This window comes from Marinifilum sp. RC60d5 (genome assembly GCF_052400665.1).
Lineage (GTDB): Bacteria > Bacteroidota > Bacteroidia > Bacteroidales > Marinifilaceae > JBQTGK01.
Genome location: NZ_JBQTGK010000002.1, coordinates 312224 through 332516, shown reverse-complemented (window position 1 = coordinate 332516; position 20293 = coordinate 312224). Strand labels below are relative to the sequence as shown.

The window sequence follows — 20293 nt, the reverse complement described above, 5'->3', positions numbered from 1 at the left end:
TTTTGATATTAGGTTGAGCCTAAAAATAAGAAAAGAAAATTTCTCTGTGTAAGAGTCCTTACTTTATTCGTTATACAAGCATATTTCCGGGATAAAACAAATAGAGACCTCGCAAGCAAGGTCTCTATTTTATAACTTTAATTGATATGTGGTAGGAAAGAATACTTCTCTCCATATTCCAGCATCTGCTGTGTAAAATCCATTGGATAAGAGATTTTTACATCCACTATTTTACCATCTTCCATTACCGGATGATAATCAGGATTGATAAAGCCGGCATAGGCAGCTAAATTCAATTTTTCGAATCGCTCCTTTACTTCTTTGTGCAAGTCGACATCTACTTTAACGGCATAATTTTCTACCAAAGCTTTTCCAGCTTCGAAATCACCTTCCGATTTTATACGTTGAACTTCAGCTAGCAGCTCTCCAAATAAATTTCTTAGTTTCTGGTAATCATTTACTACAAAATAGCTTTTGCCATCTTTTGTTCGCTTCTCAATTACTCCTTCTCCTTTTTCATACACCCACTTAGCAATCAGCTGGCGATTTCGCATGTGCGATTCCTCGATATCTTTTCCCAATTCAATTCTGGTTAGCTGAGTAAGCAGACCATTTCTAATATATCCATCGTACTCCGCTTTGGCTACATCAAGAGTTGGCATTAATCCCAACTCAAGCATTTTTTCATCCATCATGTAATACAAGGCGAATAAATCGGCTCTTGCCTCTTCCAAAGTTGAATGGTAGTTTTTCAAGGCATCCATACCTACTCCGGGCAATAATTGTCCCGATCCGTGCCCCAAACATTCATGCAAATCGGTATGCAAATTTCCACCTAAATATCCATGTTCTTTTGCTCTGGCAACTTCCTCTTTGCTATATGCAAATTCTTCTATCATTCCACCTTTTAAAGAAGACTGATGATATGCATGTGTTATGTTATCAATTGTTACCGATTTACTTCCATGGTCTTTTCGAATCCACTCGGCATTTGGTAAGTTAACTCCAATTGGCGTTGCCGGATGACAATCGCCACCCAACATAGCAACCGTAATTACCTTAGCGCTAACACCTTTTACCTCATCTTTTTTAAAACGCTCATCAACCGGCGAATTATCTTCGAACCATTGTGCATTATTCGATATTATTTCGGTACGCTTTGTAGCCTCAATATCTTTAAAGTTGACTACCGATTCCCAGCTGGCCTTAAAAGCCAAAGCATCGCCATAAACTTCTATAAAACCATTTACCACATCAATGTGTGCATCCAGATCTTTCACCCAAAGAATGGAATATTCATCGAAGGTTTTCAGATCACCGGTTTTGTAAAAATCAACCAATTTAAGCAAGGATTTCTTTTGCAATTCACTATCAGCAAAAGGGATAGCTTTTTCCAGGTAGAAAACAATTTTTTCAATTGCCTCGCTATACATTCCTCCAATCTTCCAAACTTTTTCAATGATTTGATTATTCTCTTTAATCAATTTCGAATTCAATCCTATTGATAAGGGTTTTTCCGGATCACCCTTATCTGCTTTAGCATAAAACTCTTCTACTTCTTCCTGATTTACGCCTTCGTAGTAGTTATTTGCCGAATCGGCTATCAAATCCATTTCCGGATTTAATACTACACGCTTACAATCGACTTTTTCATCAAAAATCACAGGAACCAATCGATTCATCAAAGCCGGCACATCTTCTTTTTCCTGTAAAGGCAACAATTCGAAATTTGTATTTGCCAGCAACTCACCAAAATACTCAGCATCAAATTCAGGCAAGAACTTATCCATTGAGTAATGATGATGAATCCCATTTGAAAACCAAACGCGTTTAGTGTAGACTATAAAATTTTTAAAATCTTCACATTCACGATCACCATCATACGATTTTAGAATGGCTTCTAAAGTTCTTCTGATACTTAAATTATACTTGTTATTCTGATCGAATAAAATATCTCTTCCACAACGAGCAGCTTGCGCCAAATAATAGATCAGTTCTTTCTGTCGCAGACTTAAATCTTCAAATCCAGGAACCTGATATCTTACTATTTTAATATCAGCAAACTGTTCGGTTTGATATGTAAATGATTCACTCATAATTTATACCCTTTTTTAAAAGAGAACCTATACAGTTCTCAAATTAGTAAAGCCATATTTTCATACAACTTATTATACATTCGCAGTTAAGCACAAATTGCCCCTATAAATTAAGTGTTGGTTTTACTTGTTTACAGGATCGATATTTTCATTTAATTTCCAGATGCCTTTTTTTAAAATCAGTGCATCATAGGAAAAATCGGGTCCGTAATATTCAAATTGATTTTTGTAATTCGGTAAAGATGGTGCCAGATGATCGAAAACTAATCGCTTCTTTTTTTTCTGATACTGAATGGTCATTTGAGCCTGTTTGGCATATTCAAAAACCACCCGATTCAACAATTTCCCTCTCCACAAAATTACAGGTTTCCCAAATTGAACTTCTCCATTTTTATTTATGCTTAACACCTCAATTAATTTCTTATTCGATGAGATCGTATTTCCATCCCAGGCCAAAAGCAAATAAGAATTTACCTTTTCGGATTTAAATGGAATTATTTTATAATAGAGAGCTCCCGGCCAATTGTTTGCCTTATAGCTTGTAAACATATTGGCATTGGCTCTGTTATCGGATAATTTGATAAGCTTACAATTCGATTTATCCGCAATTTGAATCAATCCAAAGTAGCGATAAGTGCCATCGGACAACACACAATTCCAATTGTATATCCTAAATAAATTATCGGGAGAAGTTAACTTCCCCATTTTATCTAATTTAGAAAAAGGATACAGGAAACTCTCTTCATGACTTAGAACATCAAAAAAAGAATCCTCCAGACTTTTACAAATCTCTAATTTAAGAGAATCGGAATTTGCCAATTGTAATTGCTCAAATTTCGTATTTGCCATTACTTCGAAATCTGCCAACACCGATTGAGCAGCAAGATTAAAAGATGTAAATACAATTAGAATAAGAACAAACGAAAACCTCATACTTTATTTATTTACTTTATCCATAGCCCTAATTAGTAGGTCAGCTGCACTATGAATTTCCTCATCAGTAATATTTAATGGTGGTGCAATTCGATAAGCATCATCACAAAAAAGGAAAGCATCCATTACCACACCTAATTCGTAAGCTTCTTTCATAATCTCAAGCATGATAGCCTTTGATTCTACAATAACAGCTATAAAAAGCCCTAACTGTCGGAATCCTTTCACCAATGGATGATCTTTTAAAAGTTCAACAAAAAGTTCACCTTTACGCTGAACATCGACTACTATATTTTCTTCGAGTAACACTTCCAATGCTGCCTTAGCTGCGGCACAACAAACAGGATGACCTCCAAATGTTGTTATGTGCCCAAGCATTGGGTTACTTTTAAACGAATCTAAGATTTTCTTATCGGATACAAACGCTCCGATTGGCATTCCACCTCCCATTGCTTTGCCCAGACATAAAATATCGGGTACAACATCGAAATGCTCAAAAGCAAATAGTTTTCCTGTTCTAGCAAATCCCATCTGCACCTCATCAAAAATAAGCAAAGCGCCCATTTCAGTACATTTGGCACGCAAGGCCTTAATGTATTCTTTCGATGGAATAATCATTCCACCTTCTGATTGAATTGGCTCTAAGATTACACAAGCAGTTTTTTCTGTGATCTGATCCAGATCAATTGAATTTCCAAATTCAATCATTCGGGTATCTGGCAATAAAGGACGAAATGCATTTTTCATTTCTTCGTCGCACAAAACACTTAAAGCTCCATGAGTACTTCCATGGTATGCTCTTGTAAAATAAATGATTTCAGATCGACCAGTATATCGCTTTGCCAATTTTAGCGCACCTTCGTTGGCCTCACTTCCAGAGTTAACAAAATAAACAGAATTTAAATTTTCCGGAAGATTATCGGCTAAAAGCTTTGCCAAAAGTACTTGTGGAGTTTCAACGAACTCCCCATACACCATTAGGTGCATGTATTTATCAACCTGATCTTTTATTGCTTGTCTTACACGGGGATGTCCGTGCCCAAGATTACTAACAGAAACGCCCGATACGAGATCCAAATATGGCTTTCCGTCCGGGCTGTACATATATATTCCTTCTGCTCTCTCAATTTCCAGTGAAATAGGGTAATCAGAGGTAGTTGCTACGTGTTGTAGAAATAATTGTCGATTTGTAATCATATCCAGAATTATATTGCTTACAAAATTCACAAAAATCCTGCTATAAAAAAACTATCGGGTCATTAAATTAATATCTCCCATTAACTTGTCGCGATACGATTTACCAATTGGAATCGACTTAGCTCCACCTTCGGTATTAATTACCACAGAATTATCTTCGATTAATTCAATTTTGCTAAGATTTACAATATATGAACGATGAATTCTTGAGAATCTTGCCGCTGGCATTTTCTCTTCAATAGCTTTCATGGTAAAATGGATTGTATACTTTTCCTGATAAGTGTTTACCACAACATAATTCTCCAAAGCTTCTATCCATAAAATATCATCGTAATTTAAACGAACTAAAGAGGAATTACTTTTAATAAAGATTTCGTTATTATCCTGAACAAAGCCTTCGCTATTTTTATAACGTTTATTTGCTTTGTTTGCTGCTTTAAAAAATCGACTGTAACTAATTGGTTTAAGTAAATAATCAGTTACATCATATTCGAAAGCTTCGAGCGCATATTGTTCTTTTGATGATATTATTATTATTTGCGGAGTAGTATTTAAACTATTTAAGAACTCCATTCCACTCATTTCAGGCATCTCAATATCCAGAAAAATCAAGTCTACAGGCTCATTTTTCTTGATATTATTAATTGCATCGATCGCACTTGAATAGGATGCTCCAAATGTTAAAAAATCAGTTCTTTCTATATAACTTTCAACAACTTTCCTTGAAAGTTTATCATCATCTATTACAACACAATTCATATATTGGAAAAATTTTAAGGTCAAGAAAAAGTAAATAAATTTTACTTATCAACAGGAATATTGGCTTCATCAAAAATAATAATCTTTTTACCATTTCCGAAATATTTATTAAATAATATTCTCACGAATAAAAAACTAAGAAAACAGTATTTCTTCTTAATAAATTACTCATTCTTAAATCGTAAAAAAAACTCTTCGAGTAATTTATCGCCTTTTCTTACTGATTTTTTTAACCATTCGAGTTTTAATTCTAGTTTTTCGGTCTCACTCAAGCTCCAATTTACATTCTCTCTTCTAATTTCTGTTGACAAATGGTTTAAGACCAAGGCTGCTGAAACAGAAATATTAAAACTTTCGGTAAAACCATACATTGGTATTTTAACAAATTCGTCGGCATTATTCATTACCACATCCGACAAACCGGTTAATTCGGTACCAAAAAAGAATGCAGCTTTGCCTTTTTTTAAATCGAAATCGGGTAATAAGATATCATTTGTATGTGGCGTAGTTGCAATTATGCGATAGCCATTCTTCTTAAGGCTGTGTATTGTATCTAAAGTGTTTTCTTCTTTTTCATTATATCTGTACAGGTCAACCCATTTTGAAGATCCCATAACCACATCAGGATTAAGAGTATATTCGTTTGAATTTTCTATTACATGCAAATCCTGAATTCCAAAGCAATCGCAAGACCGCATAACGGCACTGGCATTTTGAGCTTGGAAAATATTTTCCAGCACAACAGTTATGTACCTTGTTCTATTATCTGCATTCGAATTAACCAGGTTTACACGTTTCTCGGACACAAATTGTTCCATAAACTTAACCGATTCAACAAGGAGTTTTTTCTCCATTCTCAAAAATTTAGATATAAAAAAAGGAGGTATTAATACCCCCTCAAATTCATTAACTTACAATATATTTATTGTACAGAGTCTGCTAATTCTGAACCAGCTTTAAATTTAATAACTTTTTTAGCTGGAATATTAATAGGTTTACCAGTCTGAGGATTTCTACCAGTTCTTGCATCACGCTTAGAAACTGAAAAAGAACCAAATCCTACAAGAGCAACTCTATCATCACCTTTTAACGCTTCAGTTGTTGTTTCGATAAAAGCATCTAATGCTTTTTTAGAATCTGCTTTAGTTAAACCTGCTTTGTTTGCAATTGCATCAATTAATTGAGCTTTGTTCATAACTTTATAAAATTTTAGGGTTAAAAATGCTTTTAAACTTGAATCATATACAAATATAAAGGATTTCTGAACGTTTGCAAATTTCAATTAGGAAAAAATAAGAATTTTCCCATTTTAATAACATCAACATAATAAAAATCTATTTTTCTCCAGAAGTCCCTTTTACCAAATAATACACGAATTTTAATTAAATCATAACTGTATTTATTTGATGTTTTAATTTAACAGAATTTAATTTACAACAAACGTTTTAATTTACCCCTAAGCCTCTATTGAATACTAGAAAATATATTACGAACTGTAAATCAGCAAAATAAGACTAGGCAAAACACAATATAAACTATTAAACAATTTTAGATTGCTTCGTACTCAACACATTAAATTAGTATCAATTTTAATTTAACCTTATTTTACAAGCGACTGCTTTAATAAATATGTTTTAAGAGATGCAAATTCCTTTCCAATAATAATGCTGTTTTTTTCCTTATTTAGACACTGTTTAAGGTATTCTGGTATCTCTAGCTCACTTTTTATTACTTTTTCAACTGTATCCTTAAATTTAGCAGGATGTGCAGTTTCTAAAAAAATACCAAGTTCACTTTTCTTATCCAGATATTTTTTTAATCCTAAATAGCCGACAGCTCCGTGAGGGTCAAGAATATATCCCTCTTTTTTGTATACCTCAGCCATTATTTTCTCAGTTTCCTTATCAGAATACCAGGCACCATTAATATCTTTTAAAATATCCACATGCTCATTTTGGTACAATTCCATCATTCGCTCAAAATTACTTGGGGCACCAACATCCATTGCGTTAGAAATGGTTTGAACCGAAGCTTTTGGCTCATACAAACCACTTTCTAAATAATCGGGCACTACCTTATTTCTATTGGCCGAGGCTACAAATTTCTTTATGGGCAATCCCATTTGCTTAGCCAGCAATCCACCTGTTAAGTTTCCATAATTACCACTTGGCACCGATACAATTACATCTTTATCTTTAGCTTGTAATTGCGCCAAAGCATAGAAATAATAAAAACTCTGAGGAAGCAAACGAGCAATATTTATTGAATTAGCTGATGTTAAATTCATCTTTGTACTCAAGTCTTTATCGGCAAAAGCTTTCTTTACCAAAGCCTGACAATCGTCGAATGTTCCCTCCACTTCTAGGGCTGTAATATTCTGTCCCATAGTAGTAAGTTGCTGTTCCTGTATTTTGCTTACCTTTCCTTTGGGATACAAAATAATGACTTTAACACCTTTTACGCCCAGAAAACCATTTGCAACAGCACTACCGGTATCGCCTGATGTTGCAACTAAAATTGTTACTTCTTCTTTATTTTGTTTTGCAAATACACCCAGGCATCTGCTCATAAAACGTGCGCCTACATCTTTAAAGGCACAAGTAGGACCATGAAACAATTCCAATGAATAAACGCTATCTTCTACCTTAACTAATGGAATCGGGAAATTGAAAACCTCCTCGCATATATTTTTTAAATCGGACTGACTGATATCCTCACCTACAAAATGTTTTGCCACCTCAAAACCAATCTGTGCCAAACTCATTTGAGGTAATTTCTCAAAAAACGCTTTGCTTAACTGAGGAATAGACACAGGAAAAAATAAACCTTTATCCGGAGCCAGTCCTTTTATTACGGCATCTTTAAATCCGTATCTTAATTCTTTATTATTTGTGCTAAAATATTTCATTTACGAATAACTTAAGTTCAATACAATATTTATATAACTCTTACACCACCTTCACTAATTTTAGAAACATAAATTTTATAATCTAAATTAGTGTTTTTAAATACTGTATCCATTGCTGCAGCTATTGCATCGGCCGACTCTCTTCCTTTGGCCAATGAAAATACCGACGGACCCGATCCGGAAATTGAACAGCCCAATGCGCCAGCATTCATAACTGATTCCTTAAGTTTATCAAATTCAGGAATTAAAACTTTTCGTTGTGGCTCTACAATATGATCTTCGAGAGATCGACCAATTAGTCCATAATCGGAAGTATATAAACCCGACATTAAGCCAGCCACATTACCCCATTGACGAATCGCCTTTTTTAATGGAACTTCCGGAGATAATAACTCTCTGGATTCTTTGGTCTTTATCTCGATTTGCGGATGAATTACAGTGCACCATAAATCTTTGGGAGGATTAATATGTACAATATCCAATGGATTGTATCCACGAATCAGGCAAAAACCTCCTAAGGTTGCCGGTGCAACATTATCAGCATGTACATCGCCCGACGCAAGCTCTTCACCTTTCATGGCAAAATCGACCAATTGCATTTTAGTATATGGTTTGCCAAGAAGCTCATTTACTGCAACTACTGCACCAGCAGCACTTGCTGCACTCGATCCAATACCACTACCTGGCTTTATATTTTTAATAATTTCAACATCAAATCCCTGATCACTATTCAAATCATCGAGAAGTGCCTGAATGGCAACACCTGCAACATTTTTTTTTGGATCAGTAGGAAGATTCTCATAGTCTTTTACCGGATCTATAATTATTGCATTCTTATCATTTTTCTTTAGGATCATTTCATCGCCAACTCCATCGATGGCAAATCCTAATATATCGAAACCACAACCAACGTTAGAAACGCTGCCGGGTGCAAATATTTTTACAACTTCTGACATGTTATTTCAGATTTTTGCTGCTTGCTAAAGGCTTACAACATTTTAAAATTCAAATTACTTTTTCTTACTATGCTTGCATTTCAGTTTTATGAATTACTGGTAATCTTAATTATATCACCAAAAATTCCACAAGCAGTTACTTCAGCACCTGCACCTGCACCTTTAATAATTAAAGGCTGATCGTTATACCAGGTTGTATTCAAAGAAATCACATTGTCTTTTCCATGAATATCATAAAATGGATGATCAGGCGAAACCTCTTTCATTCCAACACTTGCTTTTCCATTTTTAAACGACGCAATATATCGGTATCGAATATTCTTCTCCTCCATCACCTTTCGCCACTGTTCAAAGTAATCGTTATTTTCTTCTAAATCTTTCAATAATTCTTCTGCACTACTTCCCTTTAAACATGATTTTGGGATCATTGGCTCATGTTCCACATCACCTTCCTCAAGTTTGTATCCTGCTTCTCTTGATAGAATCAGTAGTTTTCTTAGCACATCCATACCACTAAGGTCAATTTTAGGGTCAGGCTCAGTAAACCCCTGTTCCATTGCCATTTTAACAGCATCAACAAACGAACATCCGTTGTTAAATTCGTTCATTATAAAATTTAAGCTGCCTGATACAACTGCATCTATTCCTACAATTTTATCACCTGTATCGATTAAGCTATTGATGGTGCTTATTACAGGTAAGCCAGCACCAACATTACTTTCGAACATAAATTCCACATTGTGTTTTTTTGCTGCAGCTTTAATTTTCATATAGTTATCGAAACCTGATGATGCTGCAATTTTATTACATGCCACAATAGATACTGTAGAACTTAAAACCTGCTGATATATCTTACTAACATAGTCACTTGCTGTTATATCAACAAATACACTATTTCGAAGATTTGCCTGCTCCATTTTTTGCACAAACTTTTGCAAGTTAGCTTTCTCTCCCTCCTTATTCAATTTTTCTTCCCAGCAAGACAATATATTTTCATCGCCGGCAAAATACATTTTCCGGCTATTGGTAATTCCACGAACAATTAACTGAAGACCTTTCTCTTCCATTAAAAAATCGTATTGATTTTTCACGAACTCCAAAAGCTTGCTTCCAACATTTCCAACTCCAGCAATATATAGGTTTACTTTTTTATAGGTAGTTTCAAAAAATTCCTCATGAATTACATTCAGGACCTTTTTAATATCGTAAGTAGGAACCATGAATGTAAGATTCATTTCGTTTCCACCCTGAGCCATCGCTCTTATATTAACACCATTCCTTCCAAGAACACTAAATACCTTTCCGGAGATACCTGGAGTAAATCCCATATCTTCACCCACGATGGCAACTATTGAAAGATTCTCTTCAACACCAGGATCATTTACCAATTTCATTTTGATCTCCATCTCGAATTCTTCCCAAACAGCTTCAACTGCCATTTCGGTATCATCTTTCTGAATACCAACACTTATACTATGCTCTGAGGATGCCTGAGTTATTAAAACAACATTAATTTTATTCTTGGCCAAGCAGGTAAAAAAACGAGATGCAAATCCGCTAATTCCGACCATTCCACTTCCCGATAGGGTAAATAGATTAATATCGTTTACCGATGACAAACCTCTAACTACAGATCGTTTTTCTTCGGGCGTTTTACTTATTAGTGTTCCCTCATCATCGGGCAAAAAAGTATTTTTTATTCGAACATTAATTTGATTTTGAACTACCGGAATTAAAGTTGGAGGATAAATTACTTTAGCTCCAAAATGAGACAACTCCATTGCTTCCTGAAAAGACATTCTTCTGATAGGTTCAGCTTGAGACACCAAACGTGGATCAGCACTATACATTCCACTTACATCTGTCCATATCTCTAGCTCCGAGCAATTTAGACCTGCAGCTAATATTGACGCAGTATAATCCGATCCTCCTCGTCCTAAAAGAGTTGTTTCTCCTTTTTGCCCCGAAGCTATAAATCCTGGAAATACGGCAAGCTCAAAATCAGCCTCCTTAATGTTATTGAGATTTTTTAAAGTTTGTTGACTGTTTAAATATACTCCTTTCCCATTTTGGGTTTTTATAAACTCTCTGGAATCGAAATAAACTGCATTCATACCAGATTTTTTGAAAAATTCTGAAATAATAGCCGATGATAAAAGCTCACCTGATCCCATTACCATATTTTTCACTTTTTCAGAAATATCCTCGAGAAGATAAACTCCTTTTAATACCTCTTCAAGTTCGCTAAACTTTTTTAAAATAAGTGATTCTGCACTCTCTGGTAAATCGAGCTCTTTAGATACTTTCAAATGCCTATTCTTTAGAGCCTGTAATCCTTTTTCGTATTCCTTATTTCGATCAATAGCTATTGAAATGCATCGTTCCAACTCATCAGTAACTCCGCCAAAAGCCGACACAACTACAACTTGCTTACAGCTTTTATAATTCTTTTTAATGATCTCTTTTACCCGATTGCAGTTCTCTGCATTAGAAACCGAGCTTCCTCCAAATTTTAAAACTTTCATGGTTTTGATTTCTTCTGATAATTTCCTCTCCCTACAAATGTCAAGTCTATCATCAATGATTATATATTGGTTATAGTTTACAACTATCTTACAATCTTATTTACAAATAAGTATGCACGACACTTGTTGTGGTTACACAATTTTATTATGAACTTTTTGAGTATGTACTACCCACCTTTGGCGATATGTAATAAAATAACCCCCTAAAGGGTCGTTGTGGTAGTTGTGATTGTAGTAAAAGAAATTCGCATGAATGTGTTATGCATAGCAATTCCCAAGCCTGAAACAGGCATGATAACCATCATTGCTATGTTATTCACATTTCTCATTTAAGAATTACTTCATATTTAGTTTTTCAAATATAGAATTTTTTAAGCACCATACAAGTGTATAACATGGGTTAATTTAAAAAAAACACTAATATATTTAAGTCATTACTCACGCAATCGATACAAATTAAAAATAAAAGAAATATCTAAAACTAAGAAGCCCATTACATTCATACCCAAAACAACAAATTAAGTTTACTCTCAAAATAAACTTGATCATCTATTGAATTAATATTTTATAGTCAGATACGCTAGTAAACAAAAATTTATTTCAAAAATCAACAATACAATTTGTATTTACCAAATTCAGACTTGCATTTTTTGGTAAATATCTTGTATTGTTTGTTATAGATAACAATATTTGCATCACACTTAAATGTTGACAATATGATTAAAGGAATAATATTCGATCTTGATGGCACTTTAGCCAATTCTATTGAAGATTTAGCCGATTCTATGAACCAGGTATTAAAAGAAAAAAACCTACCAATCCATGACTACAACACCTATAAAACATTTGTAGGCAGAGGTATAAAAAGTTTAGTAGAAAAAGCCTTACCCGAAGAACTAAGAACGGAAGAACATATAAGCAGTAATTTTGATCGTATGATGAAAGTATATGATGAAAACTGTATTGCAAAAACCGGCTTATATCCGGGCATACCCGAATTACTTACCGAGCTTAGCAAAAAAGAAATTAAACTTGCAGTTTTCTCGAACAAAGCAAATGAACTTACACAAAAAGTGACTAAAGTTTTATTAGCAGATTGGGAATTTGAATATATTTTAGGTGCTGGCGGCGATATTCCACGAAAACCAAATCCTGAAGGAGCAATTTATATCAGCAAAAAAATGGGCTTAGAACCTAGTGAAATAATTTATGTTGGCGATTCGGGTGTTGACATGCAAACAGCCAACAATTCGGGAATGAACGCAGTTGGAGTTTTATGGGGATTCAGAGATATGGAAGAATTACTTGAAAACGGAGCTCAGACACTTCTTGAAAATCCACTGAATTTATTGAATTCGCTGTAATATAATTAGAAGATTAATGATCATGTGATTTTTCCTGATGTATAATGTTATTATCCTCACAGAAACCATTTAATTCAGGCTGCAAAGTCACATGATTAATTTCAAATTCATCGTGCAATAAATGCTCCAGTTTATGGAATACCACATTTACTCTACTTAAAGGCAAATCCTCCTTAAAGCTAATGTGAGCCTCGAGGTTTATTTGTTTATCGTCGAGTTGCCAAACATGAACATGATGCATATTTTCAATTTCAGGCAACGTTTTTGCTTTTCTATTTACTTCATTTATATCGATATGAAGCGGCGTAAACTGCATTAAAATACGTACACTTTCCATTAATAAGCCCCAACTGGAATATACCAAATATAAAGCAATAAGTATTGAGAGAATGCTATCAATCCATTCCACATTCCAAAAATACATTGCTAAGCCGCCCAAAACAACAACTATTGACGAAAGCATATCGGTTAACAAATGCAAATAAGCCGAACGCATATTAATATTAGTTTTCGAATCATTTTTTAACAGTAAAACACTTAGCCCATTTAATACAATCGACAATCCACCAAACGCCATAACTAGTATAGAATGAATATCCTGAGGGGTTGAGAACCGCACAAACGCTTCCTTCAAAAGAAAAAAGGCAATTACAATTAAAGAAACTGCATTAAACAAAGCAGCTAATATTTCTGCTCTCTTGTATCCAAAGGTTTGTTTTGCTGTTTGCTTTCGTCGCGACAACCTACTGGCAAACCAACTAATAATCAAGGCTAAAACATCTGAGAAATTATGCAAAGCATCAGACATTAAAGCTAAACTACCAGAAATAAGTCCGCCAACAACTTGAGCTACAGTTATACCAACATTTAAAAGAATAGCTATGCCAAGATTTCTACCTTTTAATTCCCCATGGTCGTGTGAATGATTATGATGTCCCATTATAAATAATTAATTGAAACACAAATATAATAAGTCTTATTGTTTTTATTAAAACTAAATTTAAATAAGTTGTCAAAATCTATTCTACAACATTATCAAGTACATATACCTAACGACTATATACCTATATATCTGCAATATATATACTTTTCAAGAATTGCGAAAACGTTAGCAGACATACATACACATTTATAGATTGATTAATATTGATACCTTTATTCTTAGAAAGAACAAAAGAAATACAAGCATATACAATAATTACGAATAACGTGCTGATAATAAATCAAATTTAATGGTGAAATATTTGATTTAAAAGAAGCCAATTGCAAAATAATGGATAAAAAACTAACACTATGATTACTTTTTATGAAGCACTGGAAACCGTTAAAAACGCAACAAAAAAACTAGAAAAAGAATATGTTGATTTATCGGACTGTTTAAATCGTGTATTAGCAAAAAATGTATATTCAGATGTTAATATTCCGCCATTTAATCAATCGGCAGTGAATGGATATGCATGTAAAAAATCAGATTTAAAGGATAATTTAGAAATAGTTGCTCAAGGAGACATAACCAATAAATCCTTACTGCATAAACAGTGCTGCAAAATAATGCCTGGAGAAAAGATTCCCGAAGGAGCTGATACTGTTGTTAAAATTAAGAATACAGAAAAATTAGAGAATGGCTTACTACATATTAGTAAGGAAGAATCTAAGTCAAATATCTTTATTAAAGGTGAGGATATTAAAAATAAAGATATAGTCTTACAAAAGGGTACGCGATTAAAACCACATCACATTTCTGTATTAGCTACTGTTAACTGCACAAAACCTATGGTTTATAAAAAACCTAAACTTGCAACATTAAGTAAAACTAATGAAGTGAATGAGCCACAAAATAAGCAAAGCGTAAACTCATTGCAATTACAGGCTCAGCTGCTTAAAATGGGGATCAAAGAGAATTATCATGGGGTTCTAACAGCATCGAAAGAAAATAATAAAAAGACAATTACAAAATGTATTGAAGAAAATGACATTTTAATTCTATTAGAAGACCCTAAAAAGAGCGACCATACCTACCTTCCTCCCATTCTTAAAAAATTAGGTTTTAATATCTGGTTTCATACCTTGGCTGCTAGACCAGGTAAACATACGGTTTTTGCCTCGAAAAATGGGAAATATATATTTGCAATGTCGGGCAATCCTGCCTCATCATTTATTCAATTTGAACTATTAGGGAAACCTCTGCTTTACAGACTAATGGGACATAACTACAATGCTCCAATGGTAAAAATGCCAATATCACTAAATTATAAAAGAAAAAATACAGCCCAACTAGAATTTATACCTATACGTTTTAATGCAAATAATCAGATTATTCCGATTAAATATAATGGTTCAGAACGCATTAATTCATTTACTCATGCAAATGGCATTATGATTGTTCCTCGCGAAGTTGATGAATTTACCGAAGGAGAATTCGTTTTTATTAGACAATTGTAAAAATAAGATCTGTTTTAAACTAAAGACATGCTTATTGTTTATAAGAACCTTCTAAATCTTGAAATAGTGATAAAAGGAAGTAATTCTTAAATGTAGTTTTCACTCTAAATTGCCCATAAATACTACATTTAAAAATTAAATTAAAATTAATCATACTGAGATACAGAGTATTCGATAATATTCCTCATTTATTGCAAAAAAAAGTTTGGTGGCAATGATTATTTGTCTTAGATTTGCACCCGTTATCACAAGAGATAGCTGAGCAATTAAAGCTCACAAACAATACTGGAGAGATGGCAGAGTGGTCGAATGCGGTGGTCTTGAAAACCATTGTGCGGCAACGTACCGGGGGTTCGAATCCCTCTCTCTCCGCTGACAAAGCATCAAAGTAGAAATACTTGATGCTTTTTTTTTGCACTAAACTTTCTTGGGATGAGAACCCTTTGGGGGTTCGTAACATGTTCTCGATAAGTGAAACGAAGAGTCATCCCTCTCTCCGCTTTTAAATAGAAATCCCCTTGATTTTCAAGGGGTTTTGTTTTTTAGGGGAATCTACAGGGGAAAGTAGATTATTTTAGCTTTCGTAAAATAGGATGTGATCAATTTAACTGTAAATCATATCAGAAAAGAAATCGATGGTAACAATTGGATCATTACTCAACGAAAGAAAACCAAAATCCTTTCAAATGTCCCATTCCTAGTTTCTGCAACCAAAATTTAATCTCATAAGCATATAGTAAGGCCCTTCATACTTACGTAAACATCCCTTTTATCAAGGTCATGATTTTGGCAAAAGGAAGCAGAATAAATTGCATTTATAAGTGAAAGGAAAATTATTTCATTATCCCCAATCTTCTTTTCTTGTCCTTGCGACAATCAAGCTTTTCATTTCTGATGAAAAGTTCCTATTGAAAAGCAAAAGCGTTTTTGTATGACAAAAAAAACATCTCGCGTACCACTCTTAAGAATTAGTAAGGAGTATTATAATTTAAGAGTACATATTTTAAAAAACACTATTTAATCAACTTACTGGGTGGATAACCAAACTGTTTTTTAAAGCACCTACTAAAATACAATGGATCGTTAAAGCCAACCATAGTTGCAACTTCGGATACATTAAAACGCTTTCCTTTTAAAAGTTGAGCCGATTTTTTTAATCGTATGGTTCGAATAAATTCATTCGGTGCCAAATCGGTTAACTCCTTAATTTTACGATACAATTTAGAAGAACTCATGCCCATTTTGTCGCACAATAAACTTGCAGTAAGCTCTGGCTCACTTAACATTTCTTCGATAAACACAGTTAGCTTAGTCATAAACTCTTCATCAACTGGCGAATGAGTTAATACATTCACATCACTTTCTGCGTCCTCAGAAAACTTACCTTTCAACTCTAGCCTTACTTTGATAATGTTATCGATTCGTGTTTTCAGGAGAGACGGATCGAAAGGTTTCACCAGATAAGCATCTGCACCAAGTTTGTATCCTTTTATTTTATTTTCATTGTCTGATAATGCCGTTAATAAAACAACAGGAATATGACTGATGCTTTCATCACTTTTTAGTTCTTTACAGAATTGAAATCCATCCATCACAGGCATCATAACATCGGCAACACATAACACAGGTTTTACTTGACGACAAATCTTCAATCCTTCTTCCCCATTTTCGGCTTCATAAACCCTAAAATAATCCGATAAATACTCAACAGCAAACTGTCTTAGTTCAGCATTATCTTCAACAACTAGTATTTTCTCTTTTAGATGAGTCGATTGCACTGTCTTTTTCTTATTTATTGGATTCAAATTAACTGGTTCAATTGGTTTTGATTCGTAATCAAATACTTCTGAATCCTTGTAATACTCTCTTTCTATTGGAATTTCCAAAGCAAATACACTTCCCTTATCTGGAATGCTTTGCACATCAATTGTTGCCTTATGAAGCTTAACTAAAGATTTAACCAAGGATAATCCAATTCCAGAACCTGTATTATCTTCCCTGCTATTCTCGGCCTGATAAAATCTCGAAAAAATCTTTTTCTGACTTTCCTGCGGAATGCCAATTCCATCATCACTAACCTCTATTACCAAACGTTTTGGCTTAAATTCTTTTATACCAATATATAAATCAACATTACCATATTTAGGAGTAAACTTTATGGCATTTGACAGAAGATTATATAAAATCTTATCGTATTTGTCCCGATCTATCCATCCTTTAATTGAAACTTCCTCTGACACTAAATTCAGGCTTATTTTTTTCTCCTTTGCAAAGCTTTTGAATGAATGAAAAATATTTCTTGTGTATAACAATATATCGGTTTTCGAAACTTTTAACTGAAGTTCTCCTGTTTGTGCTTTTCTAAAATCTAATAACTGGTTTACCAAATAAAGTAATCTACTAGAATTTTGTAAAATCAGACCTACTCTACTTTTCTGATAATCGGTACCCTCGCCTTGTTCAATTAATTGTTTGGCAGGTCCTAGTATTAATGAAATAGGTGTTCTCAACTCATGAGATATATTTGTAAAAAAACGAAGTTTTTCGTTAATAAGATTTTCATCACGCTCTCGTTTTACTTTCTCAAGAAGGAGCTCCTGTTTTAAATTATATCTGTTTTTTAATTGCTTACGAACAAGGTAAATTGCAATAACAATCAGAATAAAAAATAGAATAAAAGCCTTATAGGTTAACCAAAAAGGAGGCAAGATATTAATTTGATAAGATGAAGTATCACTCCAATATCCGTTGCTATTTACAGTTCTAATTTTAAATAAATACTCATTGGGATATAAATTCGTGTATTGAACCGTTTTAGAGCTATTTGTCGCGTCAATCCAATCTTGGTCAAATCCCTCAAGCATGTACTGAAATTTATTATGTATTTCATTTACATAGGAAGAGGAACTAAAACTTATGGAAAACATGCGATTATCATAATTTAAATCCACTCTTTTTGAATAATTCAAATCTTCGTGCAGAATAACTTGTCCATTAATGGTATCGCCAGGTAAAACTGTATTATTTTGAACTCGAAAATCACTAATTAAAGGCGCTGGAGAATAATCATTCTCTTTAAACAGGTAGGGTTGAAATGAAATAAAACTATTTTCTCCGCCCAAATAAATTTCACTTTTATTGAAAAACAGAAAACCTCTTTTGTTGTAAATATTTGATCGAAGTCCATTATTCACAGAGAATACACGTAAGTCCTTATCGTTTGGATTGTACTTTGCAATTTGATTAAAATTCATGTTCAACCAAATTTGACCTGTTGAATCAATGGCCATATCTGTAATCCAAATATCCTGAAGTTCCCTTGGTTCTTTAACAGTAACAAACTCATCTGGTAAAGGATCGTAATAATTTAAACCATGGCGAGTTGAGGCCCAAACTTTTCCCTTTTCATCAATAATAATATCTTTAATTTTCTCATTGGAAAGGCCTTGATCACCCTTCTCGTGAACTGTGTAATTTTTTAAAGATTTTGTTTTAGAATTGTATTTAAAAATCCCATATTCTGTTGCTAGCCAAATGAGTCCAGAATCATTTTGAACAATTTTGTTGATTACTTGCTTTCCTAAAGTTTCCGGCTTTACTTCATGATATTTTTTAGAACTAATATTGTATTCTATTAAACCTTCTCCGTTCGATCCAATTAATAATTTCTCTTTAGAAATCTTTACCATGGAAACAACAGGAACATCAGTAAAGCCAACCTCTAAAATCTCCATTTTTGAAGTCAAATAATCAAATTTCAGAACTCGCCCATCCCACAAACCACAATAAAAGGTTATTCCATTATCACTATAAATACTGACAATTCGAAGATCTTTTGCCGAAATTAGTCGAATCTCATCTGCCTTTTTCAAATAAATTCCATTGGCATGTGTACCAATTAAAATATTGTTGTCGTAGGTTTGTCCAAAACTGCTAACGATAGGGATTCGATTCCCTGACACAGCTTTTATTCGAGTCATTTTAAACTGGTTATCGAAAGGATCATACTTTTCAACACCATTTTCGGTTCCAATCCATAAAACACCTGTAGCATCGAAACACAAACAAGAAACATAATTATTTGTAAGAGATTTATTATAAGATAAATCTGTATCGTATCGATCATATGAATTCAAGGCAATATCTTCTATCAAACTACACTTAATCAAGCCATTGGTAGTTCCAACCCAATAGTAATCATCAGGTCCGCGAGTTATGCATCGAAAAAAATCAATCGCAACACCTTCTTGTTTCAACAATTCGAATTCCCCTTTAAGCTTATTTAACTTGTATAAGCCTGCCCGAGTACCTGCAAAAACATCAAATTTATGATCCTCGTAAAGAAAATAAACAGTACTATTAAGCGATTCCTGCCCCTTGTTCTTCATTTCTACACAAACAAGGTTTGTAACCCTTCCAGAATCATCTATATCAAAGGAATAAATGCCCTTTTCATAGGTACCAACCCATATTTTATCGTCCGTCGTTTGAGTTATCGATCGGATGTACTCAACATTGTTCAGCTCAACCTTTCGGAATACTTTTTTTTCATTATCATAATAGCACAATCCTTTATGCTTGGTTCCAATCCAAACCCTCTTATGATTATCAATAAATAAGGCTCTAATTTTATTTCCACAAATTTGATTGTTCTTATTTGAATCGGGATGAAATGTTTTGAATTTAGAAGTAGGCAAATGAAAGCGTGTTAAGCCATTACTGGTTCCTATCCACATATTTTCTTCATCATCTTCAACCAATTGAGTGATGTCATCGTCCTGCAGGTAATTTGGATTCTGAACCTCTCCAGTAAATGCCTTAAACTCGACTCCATCGAAGCGATTTACGCCCCCAAAAGTTCCGAACCACAAAAAACCATTCTTATCTTGTAAAATCGATCGTACAGAATTATGTGATAATCCTTTTTCATTGCTATAATGTTCAAATCTAAGTTCTTCACAAAAAGCAGAAGTTGATAATAGAAGTAAAATAAAACAAAAAATTTGCCTCAACATGTTCAGTATATTAATGAATTTGGGGGTAAGATAAGAAAACAAATTTAAGCAATAAATGCTGTTTACAACACATCCGATTATTACAAATAAAAATTAAA

General features: G+C 33.7%; 13 protein-coding genes and 1 tRNA gene. 3 read left to right on the top strand and 11 right to left on the bottom strand.

The window, feature by feature from the left end; translation table 11 throughout:
- Positions 1-137: 137 nt before the first annotated feature.
- The 9 genes from ACT3CE_RS05405 to thrA all read right to left on the bottom strand — a co-directional run bounded on the left by ACT3CE_RS05405 (position 138) and on the right by thrA (position 11374).
- Positions 138-2096 (bottom strand): dipeptidyl-peptidase 3 family protein, encoded by a 1959-nt coding sequence (locus ACT3CE_RS05405; protein WP_444708739.1) that lies wholly within the window; start codon positions 2094-2096, stop codon positions 138-140.
- A 123-nt stretch (positions 2097-2219) separates the two neighbouring features.
- Positions 2220-3029, bottom strand: coding sequence for a hypothetical protein (locus ACT3CE_RS05400; RefSeq protein WP_444708738.1), 810 nt, complete (start codon positions 3027-3029; stop codon positions 2220-2222).
- A 3-nt stretch (positions 3030-3032) separates the two neighbouring features.
- Positions 3033-4226, bottom strand: a complete 1194-nt coding sequence (locus tag ACT3CE_RS05395; RefSeq protein ID WP_444708737.1) for an aspartate aminotransferase family protein — start codon at positions 4224-4226, stop codon at positions 3033-3035.
- Between the two features lie 51 nt (positions 4227-4277).
- The gene (locus ACT3CE_RS05390; protein ID WP_320118947.1) at positions 4278-4985 is read right to left on the bottom strand and encodes a LytTR family DNA-binding domain-containing protein; all 708 of its coding nucleotides are present in this window, start codon (positions 4983-4985) and stop codon (positions 4278-4280) included.
- Positions 4986-5149: 164 nt separating this feature from the next.
- Positions 5150-5839, bottom strand: a complete 690-nt coding sequence (locus ACT3CE_RS05385; RefSeq protein WP_444708736.1) for a TrmH family RNA methyltransferase — start codon at positions 5837-5839, stop codon at positions 5150-5152.
- Positions 5840-5907: 68 nt separating this feature from the next.
- Positions 5908-6267: an HU family DNA-binding protein gene (locus ACT3CE_RS05380; RefSeq protein ID WP_444708735.1), complete on the bottom strand. Its 360-nt coding sequence runs from the start codon at positions 6265-6267 to the stop codon at positions 5908-5910.
- A 318-nt stretch (positions 6268-6585) separates the two neighbouring features.
- Positions 6586-7893, bottom strand: a complete 1308-nt coding sequence (thrC, locus tag ACT3CE_RS05375) for a threonine synthase (RefSeq protein ID WP_444708734.1) — start codon at positions 7891-7893, stop codon at positions 6586-6588.
- A 29-nt stretch (positions 7894-7922) separates the two neighbouring features.
- Entirely contained in the window at positions 7923-8849 is a 927-nt protein-coding gene (locus ACT3CE_RS05370) for a homoserine kinase (protein WP_444708733.1), read from the bottom strand.
- Between the two features lie 86 nt (positions 8850-8935).
- Positions 8936-11374 carry a bifunctional aspartate kinase/homoserine dehydrogenase I gene (gene thrA, locus ACT3CE_RS05365; RefSeq protein ID WP_444708732.1) on the bottom strand — a complete coding sequence of 813 codons (2439 nt, stop codon included), beginning with the start codon at positions 11372-11374 and terminating at the stop codon, positions 8936-8938.
- A gap of 716 nt (positions 11375-12090) precedes the next feature.
- Here thrA and ACT3CE_RS05360 point away from each other — a divergent pair.
- Entirely contained in the window at positions 12091-12738 is a 648-nt protein-coding gene (locus tag ACT3CE_RS05360; protein ID WP_444708731.1) for an HAD family hydrolase, read from the top strand.
- A 13-nt stretch (positions 12739-12751) separates the two neighbouring features.
- On the opposite strand, the gene ACT3CE_RS05355 is transcribed toward ACT3CE_RS05360, so the two are convergent.
- Positions 12752-13678 carry a cation diffusion facilitator family transporter gene (locus tag ACT3CE_RS05355; RefSeq protein WP_444708730.1) on the bottom strand — a complete coding sequence of 309 codons (927 nt, stop codon included), beginning with the start codon at positions 13676-13678 and terminating at the stop codon, positions 12752-12754.
- A 353-nt stretch (positions 13679-14031) separates the two neighbouring features.
- On the opposite strand from ACT3CE_RS05355, the gene ACT3CE_RS05350 reads away from it, so the two are divergent.
- Together ACT3CE_RS05350 and ACT3CE_RS05345 are read left to right on the top strand one after the other, a co-directional pair.
- Entirely contained in the window at positions 14032-15180 is a 1149-nt protein-coding gene (locus tag ACT3CE_RS05350) for a molybdopterin molybdotransferase MoeA (RefSeq protein ID WP_444708729.1), read from the top strand.
- Between the two features lie 287 nt (positions 15181-15467).
- Positions 15468-15552: transfer RNA gene (locus tag ACT3CE_RS05345), tRNA-Ser, on the top strand.
- Positions 15553-16193: 641 nt separating this feature from the next.
- On the opposite strand, the gene ACT3CE_RS05340 is transcribed toward ACT3CE_RS05345, so the two are convergent.
- A complete protein-coding gene (locus tag ACT3CE_RS05340; RefSeq protein WP_444708728.1) occupies positions 16194-20195 on the bottom strand; it encodes a hybrid sensor histidine kinase/response regulator transcription factor in 4002 nt (1333 codons plus the stop codon).
- Positions 20196-20293: the final 98 nt, after the last annotated feature.

Excerpts from the sequence above, each read along its gene's own strand:
- ACT3CE_RS05405 (WP_444708739.1), bottom strand. The coding sequence starts at position 2,096 with ATGAGTGAATCATTTACATATCAAACCGAACAGTTTGCTGATATTAAA.
- ACT3CE_RS05400 (WP_444708738.1), bottom strand. The coding sequence starts at position 3,029 with ATGAGGTTTTCGTTTGTTCTTATTCTAATTGTATTTACATCTTTTAAT.
- ACT3CE_RS05395 (WP_444708737.1), bottom strand. The coding sequence starts at position 4,226 with ATGATTACAAATCGACAATTATTTCTACAACACGTAGCAACTACCTCT.
- ACT3CE_RS05390 (WP_320118947.1), bottom strand. The coding sequence starts at position 4,985 with ATGAATTGTGTTGTAATAGATGATGATAAACTTTCAAGGAAAGTTGTT.
- ACT3CE_RS05385 (WP_444708736.1), bottom strand. The coding sequence starts at position 5,839 with ATGGAGAAAAAACTCCTTGTTGAATCGGTTAAGTTTATGGAACAATTT.
- thrC (WP_444708734.1), bottom strand. The coding sequence starts at position 7,893 with ATGAAATATTTTAGCACAAATAATAAAGAATTAAGATACGGATTTAAA.
- ACT3CE_RS05370 (WP_444708733.1), bottom strand. The coding sequence starts at position 8,849 with ATGTCAGAAGTTGTAAAAATATTTGCACCCGGCAGCGTTTCTAACGTT.
- thrA (WP_444708732.1), bottom strand. The coding sequence starts at position 11,374 with ATGAAAGTTTTAAAATTTGGAGGAAGCTCGGTTTCTAATGCAGAGAAC.
- ACT3CE_RS05360 (WP_444708731.1), top strand. The coding sequence starts at position 12,091 with ATGATTAAAGGAATAATATTCGATCTTGATGGCACTTTAGCCAATTCT.
- ACT3CE_RS05355 (WP_444708730.1), bottom strand. The coding sequence starts at position 13,678 with ATGGGACATCATAATCATTCACACGACCATGGGGAATTAAAAGGTAGA.
- ACT3CE_RS05350 (WP_444708729.1), top strand. The coding sequence starts at position 14,032 with ATGATTACTTTTTATGAAGCACTGGAAACCGTTAAAAACGCAACAAAA.
- ACT3CE_RS05340 (WP_444708728.1), bottom strand. The coding sequence starts at position 20,195 with ATGTTGAGGCAAATTTTTTGTTTTATTTTACTTCTATTATCAACTTCT.